The 22,227-nt window shown below is 45.3% G+C and carries 24 protein-coding genes and 1 pseudogene; 16 read left to right on the top strand and 9 right to left on the bottom strand.

The window, feature by feature from the left end:
* Positions 1 to 31: 31 nt before the first annotated feature.
* Together H6F74_RS05060 and hpsE are read right to left on the bottom strand one after the other, a co-directional pair.
* Positions 32 to 1,171, bottom strand: coding sequence for a DegT/DnrJ/EryC1/StrS family aminotransferase (locus H6F74_RS05060; RefSeq protein WP_190437218.1), 1,140 nt, complete (start codon positions 1,169 to 1,171; stop codon positions 32 to 34).
* A gap of 258 nt (positions 1,172 to 1,429) precedes the next feature.
* On the bottom strand, positions 1,430 to 2,398 hold the full coding sequence (hpsE, locus tag H6F74_RS05055) for a hormogonium polysaccharide biosynthesis glycosyltransferase HpsE (RefSeq protein ID WP_190437215.1): 969 nt from the start codon (positions 2,396 to 2,398) through the stop codon (positions 1,430 to 1,432).
* A gap of 228 nt (positions 2,399 to 2,626) precedes the next feature.
* Here hpsE and H6F74_RS05050 point away from each other — a divergent pair, with 228 nt between their 5' ends.
* From H6F74_RS05050 to H6F74_RS05040, 3 genes are read left to right on the top strand one after another with little or no spacing between them, the layout of a single operon-like run.
* Positions 2,627 to 2,800, top strand: a complete 174-nt coding sequence (locus H6F74_RS05050) for a hypothetical protein (protein ID WP_190437211.1) — start codon at positions 2,627 to 2,629, stop codon at positions 2,798 to 2,800.
* A gap of 8 nt (positions 2,801 to 2,808) precedes the next feature.
* On the top strand, positions 2,809 to 2,979 hold the full coding sequence (locus tag H6F74_RS05045) for a hypothetical protein (RefSeq protein WP_190437207.1): 171 nt from the start codon (positions 2,809 to 2,811) through the stop codon (positions 2,977 to 2,979).
* 9 nt (positions 2,980 to 2,988) lie between these two features.
* On the top strand, positions 2,989 to 3,930 hold the full coding sequence (locus H6F74_RS05040; protein ID WP_190437205.1) for a hypothetical protein: 942 nt from the start codon (positions 2,989 to 2,991) through the stop codon (positions 3,928 to 3,930).
* Between the two features lie 66 nt (positions 3,931 to 3,996).
* On the opposite strand, the gene H6F74_RS05035 is transcribed toward H6F74_RS05040, so the two are convergent.
* Together H6F74_RS05035 and H6F74_RS05030 are read right to left on the bottom strand one after the other, a co-directional pair.
* Entirely contained in the window at positions 3,997 to 4,563 is a 567-nt protein-coding gene (locus tag H6F74_RS05035; RefSeq protein WP_190437202.1) for a Uma2 family endonuclease, read from the bottom strand.
* 105 nt (positions 4,564 to 4,668) lie between these two features.
* Entirely contained in the window at positions 4,669 to 4,827 is a 159-nt protein-coding gene (locus H6F74_RS05030) for a hypothetical protein (protein WP_206756289.1), read from the bottom strand.
* A gap of 397 nt (positions 4,828 to 5,224) precedes the next feature.
* Between H6F74_RS05030 and H6F74_RS05025 the strand changes: the two genes are divergently transcribed.
* Positions 5,225 to 5,503, top strand: coding sequence for a hypothetical protein (locus H6F74_RS05025; RefSeq protein WP_190437196.1), 279 nt, complete (start codon positions 5,225 to 5,227; stop codon positions 5,501 to 5,503).
* Positions 5,504 to 5,560: 57 nt separating this feature from the next.
* Here H6F74_RS05025 and uvrB read toward each other — a convergent pair whose 3' ends face one another.
* Positions 5,561 to 7,558, bottom strand: a complete 1,998-nt coding sequence (gene uvrB / locus H6F74_RS05020; RefSeq protein WP_190437193.1) for an excinuclease ABC subunit UvrB — start codon at positions 7,556 to 7,558, stop codon at positions 5,561 to 5,563.
* 64 nt (positions 7,559 to 7,622) lie between these two features.
* Between uvrB and H6F74_RS30400 the strand changes: the two genes are divergently transcribed.
* The 5 genes from H6F74_RS30400 to H6F74_RS05000 all read left to right on the top strand — a co-directional run bounded on the left by H6F74_RS30400 (position 7,623) and on the right by H6F74_RS05000 (position 10,054).
* On the top strand, positions 7,623 to 7,745 hold the full coding sequence (locus H6F74_RS30400; RefSeq protein WP_277875761.1) for a hypothetical protein: 123 nt from the start codon (positions 7,623 to 7,625) through the stop codon (positions 7,743 to 7,745).
* 158 nt (positions 7,746 to 7,903) lie between these two features.
* A complete protein-coding gene (locus H6F74_RS05015; RefSeq protein WP_199300846.1) occupies positions 7,904 to 8,371 on the top strand; it encodes a hypothetical protein in 468 nt (155 codons plus the stop codon).
* 311 nt (positions 8,372 to 8,682) lie between these two features.
* Positions 8,683 to 8,871 carry a CsbD family protein gene (locus tag H6F74_RS05010; RefSeq protein ID WP_190428005.1) on the top strand — a complete coding sequence of 63 codons (189 nt, stop codon included), beginning with the start codon at positions 8,683 to 8,685 and terminating at the stop codon, positions 8,869 to 8,871.
* 117 nt (positions 8,872 to 8,988) lie between these two features.
* A complete protein-coding gene (locus H6F74_RS05005; RefSeq protein ID WP_190437190.1) occupies positions 8,989 to 9,429 on the top strand; it encodes a hypothetical protein in 441 nt (146 codons plus the stop codon).
* 100 nt (positions 9,430 to 9,529) lie between these two features.
* Positions 9,530 to 10,054, top strand: coding sequence for a hypothetical protein (locus tag H6F74_RS05000; protein WP_190437187.1), 525 nt, complete (start codon positions 9,530 to 9,532; stop codon positions 10,052 to 10,054).
* A gap of 86 nt (positions 10,055 to 10,140) precedes the next feature.
* Here H6F74_RS05000 and H6F74_RS04995 read toward each other — a convergent pair whose 3' ends face one another.
* The 3 genes from H6F74_RS04995 to rpe all read right to left on the bottom strand — a co-directional run bounded on the left by H6F74_RS04995 (position 10,141) and on the right by rpe (position 13,451).
* Positions 10,141 to 10,380: a DUF2283 domain-containing protein gene (locus tag H6F74_RS04995; RefSeq protein WP_190437185.1), complete on the bottom strand. Its 240-nt coding sequence runs from the start codon at positions 10,378 to 10,380 to the stop codon at positions 10,141 to 10,143.
* 458 nt (positions 10,381 to 10,838) lie between these two features.
* The gene (locus tag H6F74_RS04990) at positions 10,839 to 12,593 is read right to left on the bottom strand and encodes a serine/threonine-protein kinase (protein WP_190437183.1); all 1,755 of its coding nucleotides are present in this window, start codon (positions 12,591 to 12,593) and stop codon (positions 10,839 to 10,841) included.
* 162 nt (positions 12,594 to 12,755) lie between these two features.
* Complete coding sequence (rpe, locus tag H6F74_RS04985; protein ID WP_190437181.1) at positions 12,756 to 13,451, bottom strand: ribulose-phosphate 3-epimerase; 696 nt, start codon at positions 13,449 to 13,451, stop codon at positions 12,756 to 12,758.
* A 419-nt stretch (positions 13,452 to 13,870) separates the two neighbouring features.
* Here rpe and H6F74_RS04980 point away from each other — a divergent pair, with 419 nt between their 5' ends.
* The 5 genes from H6F74_RS04980 (at position 13,871) to H6F74_RS04960 (ending at position 19,735) form a co-directional block, all read left to right on the top strand.
* Positions 13,871 to 15,463, top strand: coding sequence for a S8 family serine peptidase (locus H6F74_RS04980; protein WP_190437545.1), 1,593 nt, complete (start codon positions 13,871 to 13,873; stop codon positions 15,461 to 15,463).
* A gap of 271 nt (positions 15,464 to 15,734) precedes the next feature.
* Positions 15,735 to 17,003 (top strand): serpin family protein, encoded by a 1,269-nt coding sequence (locus tag H6F74_RS04975; RefSeq protein WP_190437180.1) that lies wholly within the window; start codon positions 15,735 to 15,737, stop codon positions 17,001 to 17,003.
* Positions 17,000 to 17,398: a hypothetical protein gene (locus H6F74_RS04970; protein WP_190419031.1), complete on the top strand. Its 399-nt coding sequence runs from the start codon at positions 17,000 to 17,002 to the stop codon at positions 17,396 to 17,398. The genes H6F74_RS04975 and H6F74_RS04970 overlap by 4 nt, the downstream gene beginning before the upstream one ends.
* 341 nt (positions 17,399 to 17,739) lie before the next feature.
* On the top strand, positions 17,740 to 19,146 hold the full coding sequence (locus H6F74_RS04965) for an LCP family protein (protein ID WP_313930989.1): 1,407 nt from the start codon (positions 17,740 to 17,742) through the stop codon (positions 19,144 to 19,146).
* A 217-nt stretch (positions 19,147 to 19,363) separates the two neighbouring features.
* The gene (locus H6F74_RS04960; protein WP_190437178.1) at positions 19,364 to 19,735 is read left to right on the top strand and encodes a hypothetical protein; all 372 of its coding nucleotides are present in this window, start codon (positions 19,364 to 19,366) and stop codon (positions 19,733 to 19,735) included.
* 23 nt (positions 19,736 to 19,758) lie between these two features.
* Here the strand turns inward: H6F74_RS04960 and H6F74_RS04955 are convergent, their stop codons facing one another.
* Entirely contained in the window at positions 19,759 to 20,670 is a 912-nt protein-coding gene (locus H6F74_RS04955; protein WP_190437176.1) for an alpha/beta fold hydrolase, read from the bottom strand.
* 354 nt (positions 20,671 to 21,024) lie between these two features.
* Here H6F74_RS04955 and H6F74_RS04950 point away from each other — a divergent pair.
* Both H6F74_RS04950 and H6F74_RS04945 read left to right on the top strand, forming a co-directional pair.
* Positions 21,025 to 21,414 (top strand): annotated as a pseudogene (locus tag H6F74_RS04950) (arginase family protein); the annotation flags it as partial.
* Between the two features lie 145 nt (positions 21,415 to 21,559).
* On the top strand, positions 21,560 to 22,111 hold the full coding sequence (locus H6F74_RS04945; RefSeq protein ID WP_190437173.1) for a thioredoxin family protein: 552 nt from the start codon (positions 21,560 to 21,562) through the stop codon (positions 22,109 to 22,111).
* Positions 22,112 to 22,227 lie beyond the last annotated feature (116 nt).

The following is a 22,227-nucleotide window of genomic DNA, read 5'->3' as shown; positions in this document are numbered from 1 at the left end:
GCATTTTTTGGGTTAAAATTCATGATTTTTTCTAAACACAGAGGCTGTGCAAGGCATCAACGACTTGATGGATTTGGGTGTCGCTGATGCCGGGATACATGGGTAAGGATAAAATTTCTTGGGCTAGGGTTTCGGCTTGGGGGAAGTCTCCGGCGCGATAACCCAAATTCTCAAAGGCTGGTTGAAGATGGCAGGGTATGGGGTAGTGGATTCCAGTTTGAATGCCAATGGCTGCTAGTTTGTCTTGGATGGTTTGCCTGTCGATGGGGCAGGGTTCGGTAATGCGGATGACGTAAAGGTGATAAATGTGACCTTGGCCGCTTTGGTTCTGCATGGGTAAAATTCCCATGTTACGCAGTGGTTCAAGTAAGGTGTCGTACTTGGCAGCAGCTTGGTTGCGGGAGGAGTTCCAGTCTGCAAGATGGGGGAGTTTAATGTTGAGTACGGCTGCTTGTAGGGTATCGAGTCGGCTATTGGTTCCAGGTTCGGTGTGATAATATTTGCGGGGCGAACCGTAGTTGCGGAGACTTCGCATTTTCTGCGCCACTGCTTCATCGTTAGTAATAACCATGCCTCCATCCCCCAATGCGCCTAAGTTTTTACTGGGGTAGAAGCTAAAGGCTGCTGCTTTGCCAACGGAACCACCGCGATAACCTTCTCTTTCGGCTAGGTGTGCTTGGGCTGCATCTTCAAATATGATCAGGTTATGGGCATCGGCAAAGTCTAGCACTTGGCGTGGCGAAACCATTTGTCCGTAGAGATGTACAGGAATTATCGCCTTGGTTTGGGGAGTAATCGCTTTTTCTGCGGCTTTGAGGTCAATTAAGGCGGTTTGGGGGTCGCAATCAACTAAAATCGGTTTGGCACCAGCGCGGATAACGCCAATCAATGTGGCGATGAAGGTGTTGGTAGGTAAGATTACTTCGTCACCAGTACCAATGCCACAGGCTTCTAATCCGAGAGCGATCGCATCTGTTCCCGAAGCTACCCCAATACCATAAGATACTCCGCTGTGTGACGCAAACGCCGCCTCAAACTCAGCTACAGCCTTACCTAGTATAAAATCTCCCCGCTGGATTACACCCCGCACTGCCTCTTCCATCTGAGTTTGAATTGGCTGGTGCTGAAGCTGAAGATCCACAAAGGGAATTGTTGTAGTCGTCATGTTCATGGCGTTGGGGAATTAATGTTAGGGGTAGTTCTAGAAACAATTTTCCTGAAGATCCCTGATAATCTGCCATACTAATGCGTTTGGCTGTATCTATAGCGCTTGTTGAGCGGAAGGCTTACTTTTTTAGAGTAAGTTTGTTACTGTTTGCTCAGCTAAATACCAGTTTAAGCGATACTCTTACTTCATAAATGAAGATAAAGTAAAGCTTTTTACATTGACAAGATTAACCAATTAGGCATTAAATTATCTCAACTAACTTTAATCAATATTTATTTTCGAGGTATTTAAAGATATTTTCCAAATATAAAAAGGGCTAATTAGACTATTAATAAGAAGCTCCATCTGACAAGCTGCTATAATATCGTTTTTTATGGCCATTTTGTATTTTATTGAATGGAATAATATTTTACGAATATCGTTCAGCATATAGGCAAAAAAAGCTAGAGGTCTTTGCCAAGGTTTAACGCTGAGCATCCGAGTCCGGTGGCGACTCAAACCAATGCCGCGACATAGTTTGATGAGATATTCTTTCTCTAAACGCCAGTGAGGTATGCGATGGTAAAGACACATTTGGGGGTTATACCAAATTTCCCATCCAGCTTGTTGAATATGTAACAGCGCTTCCAAATCTTCTCCGGCAAGCATACTATCTCCAATTCGCCCATGAAGAATAAACTCCTGGGGAACATTTTCCAGCCAAGCTTGGCGACGTACAACTAATCCAGCCCCAGGCGGCAATAACTTTTTGTGTGGTTCGTATAGCAGAGCATTTGCACCTCTGTCGGTTACTGCCAGTAGTGGCGCAATTCTCTCAAAGTTTTCTGGGGGTGTAATTTCAAATTCGCCATAAATGCGACTGCCATAACCTCCAACTTTCGGGCGATCGCGCCCAAAATTGTAGGCTCCCCAAACCCATGTCGGTGTCGGTAAGTTATCGTCATCCAAAAACCCAACAAATGTGCCTTTGGCTTCTTGAATTGCACGTTGGCGGGCAAAAGCTAATCCTTGGCGGGGTTCAAAACAATACTTCAAAGGATAAACTTTAGACCAGTTGGCTTGGTAGTCTTGAACGACTTTTGCTGTATTGTCAGTGCTGTTATTGTCAATTACCAGAATTTCCCAGACAAAGTTCTGGGTGTGAGATTGCGATCGCAATCTGTCCAGAACTTCCGGTAAGCGAGTTTCCCCGTTATAGGTCGGGATGGCGACTGTAAAATCAACTAACATCCTCTTTAAGAAAATCTCATATAAGGGGTCTTCCTTCAGAGGTATGACATCCCTCTGCTGGGTGATGCTCCTCTATGTCTCTAAGTATGCCCGAAAAGAATGATTAAAGTAGCAACCCGATGAGTAAAAATCTAGCAGTGCAAATTGCCAACATTGTAGACAATTGCTGCCCCCCGCTTAGGAAACCGCAGTAACTTAAAACAAATCTTAAATATCTTTAGACAGCACTTGTCAATTTTAAAGATCAATCGCGATCGCCATCGGTCGCAAATCGGCCCTCGAAATGTGGCTGGGCGGTTGAAGGAAATTGATGCCACGATTAAACTGAGTCTTGGTACTCACCTAGAGGCGTTAGGTAAGCTTAGGGTGTGCTTCGGGCGCGACACGTTTAACCGAGTGTAACTGGACTGATGGCGGCGGAAATTCCAGATGGCGATCGCCAGAACTGCACAAGCGATCGCAGTACGATTCATCACAATCCCTCTATGGCAACTTATGGCGAGATAATCGCACCGTTAAACTCAGTAAAGCGGGCAGCATCAGCTAATCATCTGGGTGAGGGTGTCTGTTTAAAACCCTAAAACTAAACCATGAGAATTCAGGTGGAAACGACTGTAAATAGTATTCTCTCCGTTTTGCAGCTTCCGATGCAGCAGGTAGAGGAAATTGTTGCCCTTGCACATAGGATTCTAGAAAATAATTTGCTTCCTCAGCAATTTAACCTACAGCCTAAGCGAATTGTTGGCTTAATCTTTGAACAGCCTAGCCATCGAACTAAAAATTCCTTTTCTTCAGCAGCTATGTGGCTGGGTGCCAACATTCTTGATTTATCCGACAGCTACAGAGATAGCCGCTTAAGGGGTGAATCTCTCAGTGATTTTTGCCATACAGCTGAATGTTATGTCGATTGTTTAGTGGTTCGTTCTTCTAACTCGGAATTAATTACCCAAATCAACGAACTGGTAAAAATTCCGGTGATTAATGCTGGAAATGGTCATAACGAACATCCAACTCAGGCTATAGCAGATTTTTCCGTAATCCAGAAGAATTGTCCTGACCTCAAAAATTTAAAAATATCTTTGATTGGTTGCTTACAAACAAGCCGTTGTGCTAATTCACTTGCTTTATTGTTAGCACCATTGCAACCTAGAATTTTGATGATTTGTCCGAGTGAGTTAGCACTGAAGCAAGAATATCAATCGATTGTCCAAAATCGCGGTGCTACATTTCAGCACAGCCTGAGCCTGTCAGATGCACTAAATGATGACGTACTATATTTTACTGGAGGTACATTCTTAGAAGATTTCGCCGATATTTCAGAATATGAACGCTATCATCAATGGTTTACCTTTCCCTTGGCATTTCTCAAGGATTTGTCACCCCAAGCAACGATCCTTCACCCTTTACCTCGTGGGTTTGAGTTGTCAACTGATGTAGATAATGACAGGCGAGTAGGCATATTCGATCAGGTACGCCACGGGCTTGCGGTTCGCAAAGCGATTCTTGCTAGTTTGCTGGGTGCGATGCCATAAAAAAATAGCATTGAAGAGAATTGAATTGCGTGATTTGGATGGCTCACCAGCGCGCCCTTAAGCACTTCACCAAACTTTATTCAAATTCAACTCAAATCCTGGCAACACATCCTCGCCAGATACAGCTGTGGGAGACTGCAACACTTCTACATCTTGCCCTGGACGGTAAATTTCCACTTGTTTAGTTTTCGGGTCAATCAGCCATCCTAAGCGAACGCCGTTGTCAATATATTCCTGCATCTTTTCTTGCAGCTTTTTGAGGGAATCACTACTAGAGCGCAATTCCACCACAAAATCAGGGGAAAGGTGGGAAAACTGTCGCTGCTCCTCTTCAGTCAGAGCTTCCCACCGCTCATTACTCACCCAACTGGCATCCGGCGACTTGACAGCTCCATTAGGCAGGGTAAACCCGGTTGAGGACTCAAAAGTTACACCCAAGCCCGTCTGTCGATTCCACAGCCAAAGTTCGCCATAAAGGTCGCCGTTCCGCTTGCCTGTCCAGGGAGTTGTTGGGGGCATGAAAATGACTTCTCCAGTAGCTGCGCGTTCCATTCGCAAGTCTTGATTCGCTTGACAAAGTTCAACAAACCCCTCAGATGTCAGGTGGGGAATATTCAGCGTGATGGCGTTCATAGGCTTTCCGAGTTATGCCTGAGTCTGTGAACTAAATTATAAAGGTTGCACAATTTCAGATGACAGTCTCGCCAGGGAGATGCGATCGCATTTTCACTTCATTCATCAAGCAAAAGTGCGATCGCGCTTTGAATTTTTGAACCGTTCTTTAGACGCAAAGGACAAGGAAGAAAGAAAAAAGATGCGCGATCGCGCATCTTCACTTATTTCAATCCCTGATAGGGATTTGTGCTTACCCAGACATTTATCCGGTAATTTGTTCACCCTTCTATTAGACATACAGTTTAAATAGAAGGGCTTAAGAGAGCCAATAGCGATTATAGGAAGCATATTTCAATCCCTGATAGGGATTTGTGCTTGCCTAGACAGTTCTAGGCTAATCTGTTTGCTCTCTATGCAAAATTATAGTGTATGACAGCGCCAAATAGATACGTTATGCTACCTATTATCCACAAGTCAGTAACGATGCTAAAATTATCTATAAACCAATTACTAAGGTGTATGTACAAACAACAAGCGTCACCTGAACTGGCATTCAGATGACGCTAATTAGTAAGCCCGAATCTTGAAACGGCGGCCCTGGCAGGCATCAAGCCGTTTGAGAATCCAATTTTTTTTGTTTTGAAATCCACATGGTGTATTAAACCAAGGAGGAATTCTCATGCCTAAAAATTATACTCCAAAAACGCAAAGTAAAGAACTCACAGAGGAATATCGGAAGTTCCTCTCTGTTCAGGAAGACTTTCTGGGTTGTCTGCTTGACCAAATTGAAGCGCTGAATAAGAGGCTTACCACCTTAGAATATTTACACGCTGAACAGGAAAATCGTAAAGATAAGAGTCGTGGATGGGAGTACGAGCCTGATTACTATGATGATGACTGTTGTTCAAAAGTAGACTCGTTAGAACGTGAATATGCCGAAGAGAGACGAGGAAGCTGATAAAAAGCGCGATCGCATCTGTAACTTATCCTTGAGGAATTCAGTGTGATCGCGTTTTTAATGACCTAGCAGTTTATCTCGCAGATGCTTGATGCGATCGCGATATTTCGCCGCTTCCTCAAATTGCAAATTTTTCGCCGCATCTTTCATCTGTGCTTCCAGTTGAGTAATCAACTCTGGAATATTCTCTAAAGGCAAATCGTCCGCCTGTTCGTAGATTTCTTCCAACTGTTGAGAATTCAGCCGCCGCGAAACATCTAGGTAAGCCAGAATTGAGTTATTGACTTTTTTGATAATCGGTTGGGGTGTAATATTGTGCATTCGATTGTACGCACTCTGAATTCCCCGCCGCCGATCGGTTTCGTCAATGGCTTTCATCATGCTATCAGTGAAATTATCAGCATAAAGAATAGCTTGACCCCGGACGTGACGCGCCGCACGTCCAATAGTTTGAATAAGCGATCGCTCTGCGCGTAAGAAACCCTCTTTATCAGCATCCAAAATCGCTACCAGAGAGACTTCTGGCAAATCCAAACCCTCTCGCAGCAAGTTAACCCCAATCAGCACATCAAACTTACCCTCTCGCAAATCCTGCAAGATTTCGATCCGCTCAATTGAGTTAATCTCCGAGTGCAAATATCTTACCCGAATCCCCCGATCTTGCAGATACTCGGTTAAATCCTCCGCCATGCGCTTAGTTAAAGTGGTGACTAGCACCCGTTCGTGCTTGTCAATCCGATCTTTAATCTCACCCAGCAAATCGTCAATTTGTCCTTCCGTTGGACGCACAAAAATTTCTGGATCGAGTACGCCAGTAGGACGGATCACCTGTTGTACGATTCGATCCTCTGACTGTTCCATCTCCCAGTTACCGGGAGTCGCAGAAACAAAAATACACTGATTCATCTTCTCCCAAAACTCCTCCGACTTCAGAGGACGGTTATCAGCAGCGCTGGGGAGGCGAAAACCATGCTCAATCAGCACCTTTTTTCGTGCTTGGTCGCCATTGTACATCCCCCGGATTTGCGGGACGCTGACGTGAGATTCATCCACCACCAACAGCCAATCTTTGGGAAAATAATCAATCAAGGACTCTGGCGGTTCTCCCGCATGACGACCTGCTAAATGTCGGGAGTAGTTCTCAACGCCGTTGCAATATCCTACTTCCCGCAACATTTCCAAATCGTAGCGAGTGCGCTGATCTAGTCGTTGCGCCTCTAGTAATTTCCCTGCTTTTTCTAATTCTTCCAGCCGATCCTTGAGTTCTTGTTCAATATCGTTGCAAGCGGCTTCGAGTCTGTCTTCTGGGGTGACAAAGTGACGCGCTGGGTATACATTCAAAGCATCCATGCTTTGAAGAATTTCGCCTGTCACCGGGTCAACGTAGCGAATCGCATCAATCTCATCCCCAAAAAATTCTACCCGGATAATTCGGTCTTCGTAAGCGGGGCCAATTTCCAAGACATCACCCCGAACGCGGAAACGTCCTCGTCCTATTTCCATGTCGTTGCGACTGTATTGCACTGAGGCTAAGTCTCGCAACAACTCGCGTTGATTGACTTCCATTCCCATTTTTAGGGGAATCGCGGCTTTCAGGTATTCCGAGGGAATCCCCAAACCGTAAATACAGCTGATGGAAGCAACGACGATAACATCTCGGCGTTCAAAAAGCGATCGCGTCGCCGAATGTCGCAGCATATCAATCTCGTCGTTGATGGCTGCACTTTTCTCTATATATGTGTCGGTGACAGGAATATACGCTTCCGGCTGATAGTAGTCGTAGTAACTGACGAAATACTCCACCGCGTTATGGGGAAAGAATTCCCGCAACTCATTACACAGTTGTGCGGCTAAGGTTTTGTTGTGCGCCAGAACTAGCGTCGGCTTGGCTACTTTGTCAATAACCGCTGCTACTGAGAATGTTTTTCCGGTTCCCGTCGCTCCCAGTAGGGTTTGGAAGCGATCGCCTCTTTGTACGCCTTGAGTCAGTTGCGCGATCGCTTGCGGCTGATCGCCTGTCGGTTTAAAGGGAGCTTCCAGACAAAATTGCGCCATACAGCGTTAAAAAATCACTTTTTGTGCAAAAGGAGTCTTAGCGATCGCTAGACACCACTCTCTTATGGTAGCTATTTGCTCAGCCGATGCCGGGAAGTGGAAGGGACTGGGGATTAGGGACTGGGGACTGGGGATTGGGAAAAAGTCTTACTTTCTCACCAATTCCTCATCCTCAGTCCCTTTTTAATAATTTTTTACCATTGATATTTTCTATATACAACCATCAAAATATCTATAGTTCTCTATGTTTTTTTAAATTACACTCAGATTAACAGGATGAATCCAAACTTCGGAATTTTTCTACATTATTAGCGCAGTCACTTAACAATTGAGAGGCGTGAAATTATGACCATTACCAGCACTGCTAAAGTAAAAAATCCTACCCAAGCTAAGATTGCCAATCCTAAACTTAACCCAGAAACCACAGTTCAAGTCGATAATGTTAAAATTCAGGAAAGCCAAAATCTGAATAGAGACAATAAGACGAAAGTCATTCCTTTACCCACGCCAGCCGAATCCTCAGATTCCAATCACCTAGCAATTCCAGGGAACTTTCAGATTTCTGACACAATTAATCTGGCGGGTATTCGTCCAATTGCTTCCAGCGATTTGCGAGTTCTTGAAACAGTCAATATGGCGGGAGTTCGTCCAATTGCGTCAAGTAACCTGCAAGTTTCTGAAACCCTCTCCTTAATGGGACGTCCAATTACCTCCAGTGAACTAAAAGTTTCTGAAACCATTTTAATGTCTGGTCTTCGTCCAATCGCTTCAAACTATAGCGAGGATGACATTCTTATTGGTTATCTGGATTAAACCAGAAAGTAATAGTTACCTCTTTAGAAACCCGGTTTGCTAAAGAAACCGGGTTTTTAATATCTACAATTGAATCATTATGCGGACGCTGCTGTGTGAGGAGTGAGCCGACATCTATCTTGGGAAATATCAATTAATCAGTCTTTAAGCATATATAAAGAGTAAGAAATATTGATCCCCACCTAGTATGCCTGACGACAGAAGGCTATGTAAAAAATTTCAGATACATTTAATACATAAGCAAAAAGATAGCGGTGAAAAACTCAACGCATCTTCAAAATAAAAGCTGTAAAAAAATAGGGAGAAGGAAAATGAGTGTAGAAGATAGAGCAAATGCAACTGGCAAAAATATTGAAGGAAAAGCCCAAGAAGCACTAGGCAATCTTACAGGCGATCCAGAAGATAAAGCCGAAGGTAAAGCTAAGCAAGCTGAGGCTGAAGTTCGCCACACTGGGGAAGACCTCAAAGATAAAGCTAAAGATCTGATCGATCGGGCGTAAGTCCTACTGATGCAGGGTTTAGGTAGCTGCAAGGTTATCTAAACCCTGTAACAAGATTACTGCCAAGAAAACAACCGATAATTCTTTTAAAAACGCCATTTTTTTGAGGACAAGCCTATGAATTTATTTCAAAAAAGCCGAAAATTTTTGACTGCATTAGCATTGGTATTGGTTCTTACCATTACCACCTCTTGTGCTAGTGCAACTCAGGCTAAACAACCTACTTTACCATCTGCTGCTAATAGCCAAGGCAGTTATCAACTGTTAGAACGCGGTAGCACAGCAGCAGGTCAAGATTTCGGGAATTGGGTTGTGCAGACTGCGAAAGGATTGGTTAATGATGCTTACGTGCGCGATAACAACAAATTAGGGGTTGTAATTTCGCCGCAAGTCCGTCCAAATGAAGTTAAGGATTTATCCAAGTCTTTAGTTCAAGGATTCCACAAGAATTTCCCAAACCAGGATTTAACTGTTTTGATGTATGCACCTGATAAGAAACTGATTTTGACGGCGAAGTATGACGTTCAGTCAAAGCAGATTCAGTATCAAGGCGCATAGTCTAACAGGACATCAAAAACCATCCTTAGAGACGCTATAAATCGCGTCTCAACTCAAAATTTAATAAGTTTTTTCGTGATTGAACCAGGAGATAACAAAAATGACCAGCAGCGAACAATATAAGCGTCAAGTCATGAACGATTTAGCTGGGGGTAACAGCGAATCTCTTGAAGATGCTCCTAGCGATCCGACAAAGGATTATCAAAGTTTTGATGATTTTGCTCAGCGTTCCTCAAGAGATGAGCGTCGTCAATTGTTCGGACGTTCCCTGCATCCAAACAGCATTCCACCAGCGCAGATGGAACCGGAATTGCAAAAAGCGATCGCGCAAATTAAACCCAACGAACGCGATGATGTAGCGAAGGAATTCTTCAAGCATTTGAAGCAAAGGGGATTAAGCGATCGCCAACTTGAGCAACAGTTGGGACTCTCTACCCATAACCCCAAGCACATGACTGCTGATGATGTCAGCAAACTGGCTTCCTTTACCTATCACAGCCACCCCGACATCTTCCAAGAAGTGTTAGCAGATCAGCCTGCGGTTGTCAAGTTTTTGAGCAATCCAATGGTTGCAGCCGTCTTTGGTATTGTGGCTGCTAAGTGGCTAAGCGATCGCAAGCACTAAAGCGATCTAAAACTCAATTATAACGTTGGTTGTTGAAACTTAGGCGATCCGAAAGCGATCGCCTTTTTTTGTTTATTATAAATCTTTCATAGTGCCAGTTTAATCTCAGAAGATTCTCCCAAAGCTTCATTTACTACAATCAACTTTCCCTGATTATCGGCTCCTAATTGTTGATTTGCATTAAGTAGTTCAATTCCATAAATAGTGCCGTCTGGCGCTATATCAACATTCATTTCCTCACTTACCTGGATGGTTTCTACCTGTACTGTTTTTTCTTGTAGGTAGATATAAGCAACGTTGTATCTTGGATCGTAAGTAAGTTTCATAAAATAACGCAAGTTGTTAGTTCTAAATATAGACAGTTTTATTCCTCCTAACCCTTTGAAAAAGCGATGCTGGAACTCGGAGGGAACCTCCTTTGTTAGGAAGCATCAAGACGGTGGGAAGATTCAAAATCCCCCTTTTTAAGGGTAGGGCTGTTTTATTCTGCCCTCACCCGCCAGGGACTTAAGTCCCTGGCTAATAGCCCAAGTCGTCTCAAGACGACTATAAAGAGTATATTTGAGTCGTCTTCAGACGACTTTCGCTATGAGACAGCGATTTCAATCGCTGGCGGATTTTCTGGGAATGAAACAGTCCTACCTTTTTAAGGGGGATGCCAGGAGGATCGAAAAGGTATGAGCGCATCACTAGCAACTTAGGTTAGATTATTATGCCTTACACACTTAACCCACAATCTCAACCCCAACTTAAAACAAGCTCTTTTCTCCTTCTTTTATCTTCCTCAATCCCGCCGCCAAATCTTGAAAGTATCGTCTTCACTACCACTAGCGACTAGCTGCCCATCCGGGCTAAAGGCGACGGAATAAACCAGGTTGGAATGACCAGTGAAAGTGCAAATTTCCTTGCCCGTACTCACTTGCCAGAGTTTGATAGTCTTATCCGCACTGCCACTGGCGAGTAGCTGCCCATCCGGGCTAAAAGCAACGGAACTAACCGAGCCGGAATGACCTGAGAGAGTGCGGATTTCTTTACCTGTACCCGGTTGCCAGAGTTTGATAGTCTTGTCCGCACTGCCACTGGCGAGTAGCTGCCCATCCGGGCTAAAGGCAACGGAATAAATCCATCTGGAATGACCCGTGAGAGTGCGGATTTGTTTGCCCGTAACCGGTTGCCAGAGTTTGATAGTCTCGTCCTGACTGCCACTAGCGAGTAGGTGCCCATCCGGGCTAAAGGCAACGCAATTAAACCAGCTGAAATCACGAGAAAACCACCTACCTAAAGTGCGGATTTCATTACCCGTACCCGGTTGCCAAAGTTTGATAGTCCTGGCCAAACTGCAAGTGCCACTAGCCAGTATCTGCCCATCCGGACTAAAGGCGACGGAACTAACCCTGATGAAATGACCTGTGAGAGTGTGGATTTCTTTACCCGTACTCGGTTGCCACAGTTTGATAGTCTCGTCCTGACTGCCACTAGCGAGTAGCTGCCCATCCGGGCTAAAGGCGACGGAACGAACCCATTTGGAATGACCTTTGAGGGTCTGTACGCATCGCCAAGTCTGAGGAACAACTACAGCAGGTATTGAGGGGGTTGGATTATGTATTTGCGGTGTGGGATTTGCTGATACCAGAGGAACCGCTGTAACAGGTGTTGCGGATTTTGGTTGGGGTGTTGTTGGTGGTGTAGAGGATTGTTTCCCTAAACCCGCCCTTACATTGTATCCCAACAAATCTAACCACTCCTGCACCGACTGAGGGCGATATTTTTGATTCAGCGCCATTCCCCGCATAATTGCCTCATTTACTCGGTCGCTGATGTTAGGATTTAAGCGTTGCGGTGGTGCCAAAGGAATATTTTGCCATCTCGCAGGCGCAGGCATTGGCACCTCTACAGTCAGCAAAGTGTACAATGTAGCGGCTAGGGCGTAGACATCAATATATTCTCCCCGTTCTGCATCGGGGATATATTGCTCAGGTGGAGCATAACCAGGAGTAAGATTTGCTGTATGCCTCTGGATAGCGTTCGGGATAAATTCTCTGGCAATGCCAAAATCAATCAGCACGGCTTCTGATTTGCCAGCGCGTAACATTATGTTATTAGGCTTGAGATCCCGATGCAGCAAGCCTCGTTCGTGAATCTCTGTCAAAGCGTCGCCAATTTGCCGGATGTATTGCAGCGCTTCCGCTTCCGATAGTACCCCCATTCGGAAGACTCGCTGCGCTAAGTCTTCGCCTTCGATGTATTCCATCGCCATGCAAGGCAGGTTTCCCTCATCGAAGACATTTTCTATCTGCACAACATGAGGGTGACGACACAAAGCCAGCCGCAGCCCTTCATCCCGGAAATCTTGCCGTAATTTGGCTTGCTGTGGTATCCAAGCCGGATGATTGAGAATTTGTTCTCTCAGGGTTTTAATCACCCGCAAGTCACCGCGTTTATTTTTGGCGAGATAGGTAATGCCGATACCGCCTTCGCCTAGCGTCTTTTCGATAATATAGCGATCGCCAAACAATGCTTGCCCAGTCGTCCAAACCATCTTTCACGATTGCCAAGTGCTGGTACTTATTCTGGCACGGTATCAATATAGCGACGTGCTAAAACATTTGTACATCCCCCATCTAACAACAAAAAAAGCCTGCGTAGGCAGGCTTCGTTCGCGTAGCCGCACCCTTCGAGGGTGCAGGCATTATTAATTAAATTAAACCTTAGCCAACTCAGGAGTCGGACGCTTACTATTACGAATACCTTCAATTGCTTCAGCGTAATCCTTCGCCTTAAACACAGCAGAACCCGCCACAATTGCATTAGCGCCAGCTTCCAAAACCTGCCAAGTATTGTTACCCTTCAAACCCCCATCCACTTCAATCCAGGGATCTAAACCGCGTTCATCGCACATCTGGCGCAGCTTCCGGATTTTCGGCACCATCTCTGGGATAAAACTTTGACCGCCGAAACCGGGGTTAACGCTCATAATTAATACCAGATCGCAAAGCTCCAGCACATACTCAATCAAATCCAAAGGAGTAGAAGGATTGAGAACGACACCAGCCTTTTTGCCCAGTTCCTTAATTTGTCCTAGAGTCCGGTGCAGATGCGGTGAGGCGTTGTGTTCCGCATGAACGTAGATATGATCGGCCCCCGCCTTAGCAAAATCTGCGACATACTTTTCTGGTTCCACGATCATCAGGTGGACATCCAGCGGCTTTTGTGTAACAGGACGAATAGCTTCTACAATCAGCGGGCCAATGGTGATATTGGGGACAAAGCGACCATCCATCACATCAATGTGAATCCAATCTGCACCAGCGGCATCTACCGCCCGGATTTCCTCTCCCAGCCTGCTGAAATCAGCTGATAGGATTGATGGAGCTACAACAATCGGCTTCTGGCTCATGGCTATTAATACTCTTTTGCGTCCTTGGGTTGTAATAAGTTTAACAAAAGATGTCGCAAGTCTTAAAAAATTGTGAAGTAATGCAATGCGTAATTTTATAGATTAGAACGCAGATTCAGAACCTCCCTTTTTAAGGGGGGCAGGGGGGATCAAAACCTAAGTTCCATCACGTTATATCCCCTCACATCAGAACCCCCTTTTTTAGGGGGCAGGGGGGATCAAAACCTAAGTTCCATCACGTTTTTACAGATTAGAACTCCCCATAAATTAGGGTTGGGGGATCAAAAGCTGAGTTCCATAACGTATTGATCCCCCCAACCCCCCTTTTTAAGGAGGGCTAAGAAAAAATTGTACCGAAGCGTAAGTATCAATCAACCCTTCACACATTTATTGGAGAAGCTTCCTTGACGCAGCAGCAAATTGTCAAAAAACTGGCATGGCTTGTTTGGGGAATCAGTATTCCACTGATTACTGCACCTTCCTCACTGGCTAAAGATACGTCATCACTCGGAGAATCTGGCATTGATGTTCGCAAGCTGCACGCCCCTCCTTATAATTTATTGGGTCGAAAGATTGCTATTGGTCAGGTAGAAATTGGCAGACCGGGGCAATTTGGGTTAGATAAAACTGCGTCCAAGAAGCGAACTTTCTCCCTAATGCGAGTGTTTTATCGCGATACCCCAGCTAAAGCTGATAGCAATGTCGATGCTCATGCGGCAATGGTAGCGGGTGTGATGATTAGCTCAGATAAAGCATTACCGGGAGTGGCCCCGGAGGCACGACTATATTCTTCTGCTGTTGGCTCACCCCAGAAAGCAGGACAACCGGAGGAGTGTTTATCTGCTCAACACGTAGCAGTGCAAAATGGGGGCGATGTCCGAGCGATTAATTTTAGTTTTGGCGAATCTTTGGAACGAGACTCGCGAACCGATCCGGTTTTGGATGGAAATGCTTTGTTAACACAATGTATTGACTGGTCTTCGCGGGTTCACGATGTGATTTATGTAGTTGCTGGTAATCAAGGGAACGGCGGCATTCCCATTCCCACTGACAATTTTAATGGTGTGAATATTGCTTACACAACGCGCCGCCAGGATGTTTTTACTAAAGTGGACTTTGCCAATTTGAGTGCTGCACCCGTTGGTATTGGCAGGCGTTTGATTAACCGCGAAATTAATGTCGGGCCGCGCCGTTCGATTAATTTAGCAGCACCGGGGAGCAATATTGATTTATTGAATCTGGAAGGAAAGGTTGATAGTGTCACGGGGACGAGTTTTGCCGCTCCCCATGTTACAGCGTCTGTGGCTTTGCTACAAGAATATGGCGATCGCCAGCTGCGAGCAAAACAGTCTAACTGGAGTCTAGATTCCCGCCGCCACGAAGTGATGAAAGCGGTGCTGTTGAACTCGGCGGAGAAAATCAAAGATAATGGCGATCGCTTACGCTTGGGAATGAGCCGCGATATCTTGACCAAAGATAACCGCAACTGGTTAGAATCTGATGCCTACAAAGACCAAAAAATCCCGTTAGATTTCCAAATGGGTACGGGACAATTGAATACTTTTCGAGCTTATCAGCAATTTAGTCCCGGTCAGTGGAAACCGGATGCTGCACTCCCGCCGATAGGTTGGGATTACCGGACTGTAAAAGAGTCATCATTTCAAGATTATGTGTTAGAGCAACCGCTGCAAGAACGCAGTTTTGTCTCGGTTACGCTTGCTTGGGATCGCCTGGTGGAGTTGCAAGATAAAAATAAGAACCAGCGGTATGATGTTGGGGAAAGTTTTAGCGATCGCGGTTTAAACAACCTTGACATTTACTTGATGCGCGTCGAAGACGATGACATCAGCAAAAGTATCTGGTCTTCACAAAGCGATGTTGACAGTGTAGAACACATTTTTCACGAAATTCCCGCCACTGGTCGCTACAAAATCCGCGTCCAGTATCGTCAGAAAGTTAATGAAGATACCCAGCCTTACGCTTTGGCTTGGTGGACTGTGCCGAAAAAATAAAAAGGACAAATTGCGCTCAGTCTAAATGGCGCTACGCAAAAAAAAGCCCGGATGGTGTGCGGATTTTATTATAGTCCGCGCACCATCCGGACTTCGTTGGTGTAGCCGCGTCCAATCGCCGGGTAATAATGCTTGGTATGTGTAGCCGCAATTTTTAATCGCCGGGTAATAATGCTTCTCAATCAGTTACTAAAACGGTAACAGATGGAACGTTTGTGTTTCTTCCCCGTCATTCTAGATATAAAGAATGTTATGGCAAAAAAGCAACAAAATGAATCCGCAAATATTCAATCAAGTAAAAGCGATCGCATCTGCAAGTATCATCGTTTTGGGTTTAGTTGGATGGTCAACACTCAAAAATCCTAATATAGCGATCGCTCGTCCCAATCAAGTGCAGGCACAGGTGTCTAAGAATAGTTCTATAGATCAAAAGCTGGTTGCTGCTAATACTAAATTTGGTTTCAAGCTGTTCAAGCAAATTCTGAAAAAAGACAGCGGTAAGAACGTTTTTATTTCGCCTTCTAGTGTAGCGATCGCTCTCGCCATGACCTATAACGGTGCCAGCGGCAAAACTCAACAAGCAATGGCGAACACCCTGGAAATCCAAGGAATGAGTTTACAGGAAGTAAACAGCTCCAATGAAGCTTTAAAAGCAATCCTAGAAAATCCAGACCCCCAAGTACAATTGACTATCGCCAACTCCCTTTGGGCAAGGCAAGGAGTTTCTTTTAATCCGGAATTTCTCCAGAGAAATCGGCAATTTTATCAAGCAAAAATTACCGATTTAGATTTTAATAACCCTGATTCCCCATCTGTTATGAATAATTGGGTAAAGGAGAATACTCGCGGCAAAATCAATCAGATTGTAAATGGTTTAAGCTCAGATCAAGTGCTTTTCTTAATTAATGCTATTTATTTTAAAGGCATCTGGACAAATGAATTTGATAAAGCAAATACAGTTAATAAACCTTTTTACTTAACAAATGGCGCTCAGAAACAACATCCAATGATGTCCCGAAACGGGAAATATCAATACTATGAGACAGACCAGTTTCAGGCAATAAGTATTCCCTATGGTCAAGAAAGACTGAGTTTTTATATATTCCTGCCAAAACAAAAGTCTAACCTGACAGCTTTATATCAACAACTCAACACTGAAAACTGGGAGCAATGGATGAACAAGTTCACAATGCGACCAGGATTTATTCAAATGCCTCGCTTCAAAATGGAGTACGAAACTTCCTTAGCAGAGTCTCTAAAAGCGTTAGGTATGGAGTCGGCTTTTGACTCAAAAGCCAATTTTACTCAAATGAGTTCTATCCCACTCCAGCTTAACCAAGTCAAGCATAAAACCTTTGTAGAAGTAAACGAAGAAGGCACCGAAGCAGCAGCAGTAACTGCCGTAGGCGTAGTGACCTCATTGGCGCGCAGGCCAGAAGAACCGTTCCGAATGATTGTAGACCGCCCGTTCTTCTCTTGCATTAGAGATAATCAAACTGGAACCGTTCTATTTATGGGGTCTATTGTGGAACCGCAATGAAAGAAATTGACTTGTTGGACAATAAAAACATCAGTAGGGACGAGCTGGAAACCCCACTCTACCAACTATTTATTTATTTGATGCCTGTGGTTGGCTTTTTCCCGGCGCTGTGGACGCTTTACCGACGGGAGGGTAATCGACAACAACAAACCGTGAGCCGACTTTCCGTGACGCTGGCTATGGCTTGGCTGATGGCATACATTTTGGTGGGTGCTGGAGTTGCCCAAACTTCCGAGTTTTTGACCTTGCGCTTATTATTTATCAATAGCCTGCTGACATCGGGTTACTTTTTAGTCAGTTTATGGTTGATGGTGCGTCTATGGCAACGTAAATCGGTGCGTCTTCCGGGTATTAGTCAAATCGCTGAGGGTGTTGTTCGCAAACGCTTATCCTAAATAGCTTTTAGCCTCATTTTGGAATCAAGCCACGTCCCTCTTTTCGTTTCCAACCAGAGACTGGGGATGAAAAAAGTAGAAGCGATCGCCTGCTTATTATTTACTTGGAATCGGGTTATTCTGGTAGCCTAAGTATCTCAAGGGGATAAATTTGAAACTCTTGCCAACCTTTGCCTGATTTATCAACAAATCGGTGGAAAAACTGCTATGAGTGTTCTAGTGCAATTTGCGTAGGAACGGTATTTTTTTTACCTAAATGTCCGCCCCCCAGATTGCTCGATTATGCGCCCCTGTATTTATGGCAGATTTGTGCTAATTTTTTAGCGTGTGTGAGGAAGTCAGTGTCAGCTCGAAAAATTCCTGAAAACCGCCCTTGGGGGCAAAAAAACGGTCAACAAAGCCCAAGAAAGCCAGCTCCCAAAGGGAATCAGGTGAGCTGGCTTTGGCTGGGGTTGGGTTTGAGTGGGGTAGCAATGTTGTCAGCGACTGCGGGAGCAATGCTTGCAGTGTCGCTTTCAAGTACGCCTTTGCTGCAAAGTCAACTGAGTCCTGATGAAGCGGCTGTATTTGATGGCGATCGCATCTCCCGCACCAGTATGCGATTACCAGAACTAACCCGCCCTGTCAATATCTTAGTTATGGGAATAAAGGTTATCTCTTCAGACCTGGATAATCCTCCCCCAGAAACCCAAAATTTGGGATATCACGCCTTAGTAAACTCTTTCGAGGGTCTGTCGGATACCATGCTGCTGTTGCGGTTTAATCCGGAGGCGCAAAAAATAGCTGTTCTCTCCATCCCACGGGATACCCGCACCTACGTGGAAGGTGTCGGCATGACCAAGATTAATGCTGCTAATGTTGAAGGGGGGCCAGCGCTGAGCGCTAAGACAGCCAGCGAACTCCTTAGCGGAGTCGGAATTGATCGCTACATCCGAATTAACGTTCAAGGGGTAGAAAAACTGGTAGATGCCTTGGGTGGTGTCACCGTTTACGTTCCCAGAGACATGAAATATCAGGATGACTCCCAGCACCTTTACATCAACTTGAAGGCAGGAAAACAACATCTCAATGGCAATCAGTTGCAGCAATTTCTGCGCTTTCGCTATGACAAGTATGGGGATATTGGTAGGATTCAGCGACAGCAAATGGTGATGAGGGCGCTGATGGAACAAGCACTCAATCCCACCACTCTCGCCCGGATGCCAAAAATTCTCTCAGTTATTCAGTCGCATATTGACACCAATTTGACTGTGGAGGAGTTGCTGGCGCTAGTTGGTTTTGGCGTGAAGACAGAACGTTCCCAGGTGCAAATGTTAATGGTTCCTGGTGATTTCAGTGGGAACGGACAGCGTGAGGTGAGTTACTGGTTGCCAAATCGCCGTCGCATTCAGACGATGATGGCGCAGCACTTCGATCAGGGTTTGGACGGCGGCGAAGCAAATGACCCTGCTTATATGCGGGTAGCGATTCAAGATAGCACTGGTAATATGAGGGCCGTCCAATCCTTGATCGAAAAGCTCCGGGAAGCTGGCTACCAGAACGTTTATGTGGACGATCCTTGGCCGGAACCGTTGCGGGTGACGCACCTAGTGGCGCAGCAAGGAGACGGCGACAGCGCTCAAGCTATCAAGCGATCGCTTGGATTCGGAGAAGTGCGCGTAGAAAGCACAGGCAACTTGGTTTCCGATATCACTATCCAGCTGGGTGAAGACTGGTTACAAAGGCAATCTCGTCGAGATTCATATTAATTAGGGAATTGCTAATGGCTAATTGCTAATGGCTTTTAACAAGCCATTAACAATTTTTCCTCGTTCCCAGGCTCAGCTTGGGAACGCAATTCTTGGAGGTGGCACCTCCAAAGCTCTAAAAATCGCAAAAGGAACAGGTGAGGCTCCAGCCTCACAATTAGCATCCCCAATTTATAAAAATTCTTTTTGTAATTGTATCGTTCCAGCTAATTTTCCTATGAATCGGCTTCCTGTAACCTTATTGAGCCTCCTCTTGATGGCATCTTCAGCGCCTCGACCTGCTCAGCTATTGGAGGTGTTTCCCCCTGAAGAATCAACACAGACTTATGTGCAGTATGTTGCTGCTGCATTGAGCTTTAAATTAGGGGAAGAGTCCGATCCTAGATCGGTGCAGCTGTTTGTTGATGGAGTAGATGTCACCACTCAATCTCAGATTGGCAACACCCGCGACTGGCCTATTAGCCACCTCGAAATAGGTTATACTCCCAATTTCTCTGAGACTGGTACTCATCGCGCCGAAGTTCGTTTTAGGACTCTAGATGGTAAAACGAAATCATATAGCTGGTCTTTCTCTATCAAGTCTCCCTAAAATTGGTTACGCTCACCCAGAGTTTATTTTTGTGAAATCCAATCCAGCAAAATCGGATTAACCAACTCTGGGGCTTCATCTTGTGGACAATGCCCGACACCTTCTATAGGAATAAACTTTTCCACTTTGGGATAATTAGCCAACTCTCGCCCCAATTCTATAGGCTCCCAAGGGTCATCCGTTCCCCAGAGCATGATCGCCGGACAAGGCAAAAGCGGCAGTAAATCTTCAGGTAGTGGCCCTTGGGAATAGCGCGTAAAGGCTACAAAAACGTCCACAGCACCCTCATCAAAGGCAGGAGCCATGAGCATATCTACCAGTTCATCTGTGACGGCTTCTGGATGCTTATAGGCTTGCAGGAGAACCTTACGCACTACCTTCGGTTTGGCAAGTTGACTAAAAAACAGTTTGCCAATCCACTTTACTGATAGCAGTTGTTGAACTATCGGTGCGCCAAAGCTGCGATACCAGGGCAGTTGAGGGCGTTTCCGGTCGTGTAGCAGTCGCAGGGAACAGTTAAGTAAAGCAATTTTTAATGCAATATCCGGATTATCCACTGCTGCTTGCATGACAACAATACAGCCGATGGAGTTACCGATTAAATAAGCCTCTCCTCCCACAACCTCGCGGCAAAAATCAGCGAGTTGCTGTCCCCAGGTTTCAAAGGTGTAGGAAATCGGATTTCCTGGTGTGGGTTTAGCTGAACCGCCAAAGCCAATTAAGTCAATAGCATAGACGCGGCACGTTTGGGCTAGGACGGGGATGTTTTTGCGCCAGTGTCCCCAAGATGCCCCAAAGCCATGCACTAGCACAACAGGCGGCCCTTGGGTTCCTTGGGTTTGGTAGCAGATGGGAAAGCCCCGCCAAGTCCAAGTTTTCGTGATGATTTTGGCTTTGGTGGGTGCGATCGCGCTAGGGTCAGAAGATAGGGTCATGGGAGGCGTATCTTTAAATTTCCATCCCCGATCGGGATTTATCGGCTTCCTTTATTTTAGTTTCTTCAACTCTTCTATGTACTTACGCACTTTTTAGCAAATAAATAAAAAAGATCCGTAAAAACTCTGATGCTATGTGTAGAAACAACTGATAATTATGCGGTGTAAGAAAGCAAAGGGGAGACAAGGTAGAGGGAACAAGACTTTTACTCTTTTGTCTTGTCCCCAATCCCCAATCCCCTAGTCCCCAATCCCCGATCCCCTAGTCCCCAATTTTTTCGCTGTGGATGCAGTTAAAGCGGGGAGTATGTCAGTATCAAGATTGGGGAATCGTTGACGCAATCTATTTTGTTGATGAATATGGTGCAAACTTCTACCTCTGTTCTGTCATTCCTCGGCTCTGATGTAGCAATTACCGATGCTGCACAGGTGGTCATTCTCCCAATCCCCTACGAGGCGACAACAAACTATCGCCGGGGATGCGAAAACGGGACAGATTCGATTCTGGAAGCTTCTCAACAAGTGGAATACTACGATGAGGAGCTAGATGCGGAAACTTGCCGAGACATTGGAATTTACACTTACGAATCTATCGCGGACACGCGCAACGGTAGCTCGGTGTCATCCAAGGCAATGCTAAAAGTCACCCGTGATACCTTGTTTAAGCTGATTGCAGATTGTAAGTTTGTCATCGGTTTGGGTGGCGAACCCAGCATTACTACTGGCATTGTGAAGGCATTCCGTAGTATTCCAATTTACGGCAGCCAAATTGGTCTATAAACTTATAGGTTATAAGGCATTGTAAATCGGCTAGTAGCTACTGCTAAGTAGCCACATTCCTTTTCTAATCTGTTGTGTTCCAATTGTTGATTCATTAAGGCTTGTGCAAATGAGTGTGATGGAAAAAACTGGCACTCCCATTGGTAGTTATGCTCCGGATTTTGAACTGCCAGGGATCGATGATAAAGTACACCATTTATCCCGCTATTTAGAGAAATATCGGGCTATAGGTGTCGTTTTCATGTGCAATCACTGCCCCTACGTGCAGTTGTATCTTGATAGGCTAATAGAGATTCAAGCCGAGTTTCAAGAGAGAGGATTTACGCTGATTGGCATCAATGCTAATGATGCTTTCCAGTATCCTGAAGACAGCTTTGAAAACATGAAAAATTTAGCAGCAGATCGGCTGAATTTCCCCTATCTGCGCGATACAACGCAGGATGTTGCTCGTTGCTTCGGAGCAACAAAAACACCGGAAGTTTACCTGATAGACAATGCAGGTATACTCCGCTACAGCGGGGGAATTGATGATAATCCCCAAGAGCCAGAAGCGGTACGGGTGCATTATTTGCGGGATGCGATCGCCTGTTTGCTGCAAGGCAATACAATTACTCCAGAGTCCACTGATGCCGTGGGTTGCTCGGTAAAGTGGCGTAATTAACACCCCGCTGCCGGATTGGTGGTAGTAGCTAACAAGAGTTAAATTTGCCGAATCATATCCCAAACTACTCCGCTACTGCTATCTTATGGTGGAGGTAATTGGAGTGAGAAAATAGT

Origin of the sequence: Trichocoleus sp. FACHB-90, assembly GCF_014695505.1 — a bacterium.
Lineage (GTDB): Bacteria > Cyanobacteriota > Cyanobacteriia > Cyanobacteriales > FACHB-T130 > Funiculus > Funiculus sociatus.
Note: the sequence above shows the minus strand (reverse complement) of the source record. Positions and strands in the feature narration are given on the sequence as shown.

Coding starts and splice junctions, on each gene's coding strand:
- hpsE (WP_190437215.1), bottom strand. CDS start 2,398: ATGTTAGTTGATTTTACAGTCGCCATCCCGACCTATAACGGGGAAACT.
- H6F74_RS04990 (WP_190437183.1), bottom strand. CDS start 12,593: ATGGTTTGGACGACTGGGCAAGCATTGTTTGGCGATCGCTATATTATC.
- H6F74_RS05060 (WP_190437218.1), bottom strand. CDS start 1,171: ATGAACATGACGACTACAACAATTCCCTTTGTGGATCTTCAGCTTCAG.
- H6F74_RS30400 (WP_277875761.1), top strand. CDS start 7,623: ATGGTAGCTATTTGCTCAGCCGATGCCGGGAAGTGGAAGGGACTGGGG.
- H6F74_RS05025 (WP_190437196.1), top strand. CDS start 5,225: ATGCCTAAAAATTATACTCCAAAAACGCAAAGTAAAGAACTCACAGAG.
- H6F74_RS04945 (WP_190437173.1), top strand. CDS start 21,560: ATGAGTGTGATGGAAAAAACTGGCACTCCCATTGGTAGTTATGCTCCG.
- H6F74_RS04995 (WP_190437185.1), bottom strand. CDS start 10,380: ATGAAACTTACTTACGATCCAAGATACAACGTTGCTTATATCTACCTA.
- H6F74_RS05035 (WP_190437202.1), bottom strand. CDS start 4,563: ATGAACGCCATCACGCTGAATATTCCCCACCTGACATCTGAGGGGTTT.
- H6F74_RS04970 (WP_190419031.1), top strand. CDS start 17,000: ATGAAAGAAATTGACTTGTTGGACAATAAAAACATCAGTAGGGACGAG.
- H6F74_RS05010 (WP_190428005.1), top strand. CDS start 8,683: ATGAGTGTAGAAGATAGAGCAAATGCAACTGGCAAAAATATTGAAGGA.
- H6F74_RS04960 (WP_190437178.1), top strand. CDS start 19,364: ATGAATCGGCTTCCTGTAACCTTATTGAGCCTCCTCTTGATGGCATCT.
- H6F74_RS04975 (WP_190437180.1), top strand. CDS start 15,735: ATGAATCCGCAAATATTCAATCAAGTAAAAGCGATCGCATCTGCAAGT.
- H6F74_RS05040 (WP_190437205.1), top strand. CDS start 2,989: ATGAGAATTCAGGTGGAAACGACTGTAAATAGTATTCTCTCCGTTTTG.
- H6F74_RS05015 (WP_199300846.1), top strand. CDS start 7,904: ATGACCATTACCAGCACTGCTAAAGTAAAAAATCCTACCCAAGCTAAG.
- H6F74_RS05045 (WP_190437207.1), top strand. CDS start 2,809: ATGGCGGCGGAAATTCCAGATGGCGATCGCCAGAACTGCACAAGCGAT.
- uvrB (WP_190437193.1), bottom strand. CDS start 7,558: ATGGCGCAATTTTGTCTGGAAGCTCCCTTTAAACCGACAGGCGATCAG.
- H6F74_RS04955 (WP_190437176.1), bottom strand. CDS start 20,670: ATGACCCTATCTTCTGACCCTAGCGCGATCGCACCCACCAAAGCCAAA.
- rpe (WP_190437181.1), bottom strand. CDS start 13,451: ATGAGCCAGAAGCCGATTGTTGTAGCTCCATCAATCCTATCAGCTGAT.
- H6F74_RS05005 (WP_190437190.1), top strand. CDS start 8,989: ATGAATTTATTTCAAAAAAGCCGAAAATTTTTGACTGCATTAGCATTG.
- H6F74_RS05000 (WP_190437187.1), top strand. CDS start 9,530: ATGACCAGCAGCGAACAATATAAGCGTCAAGTCATGAACGATTTAGCT.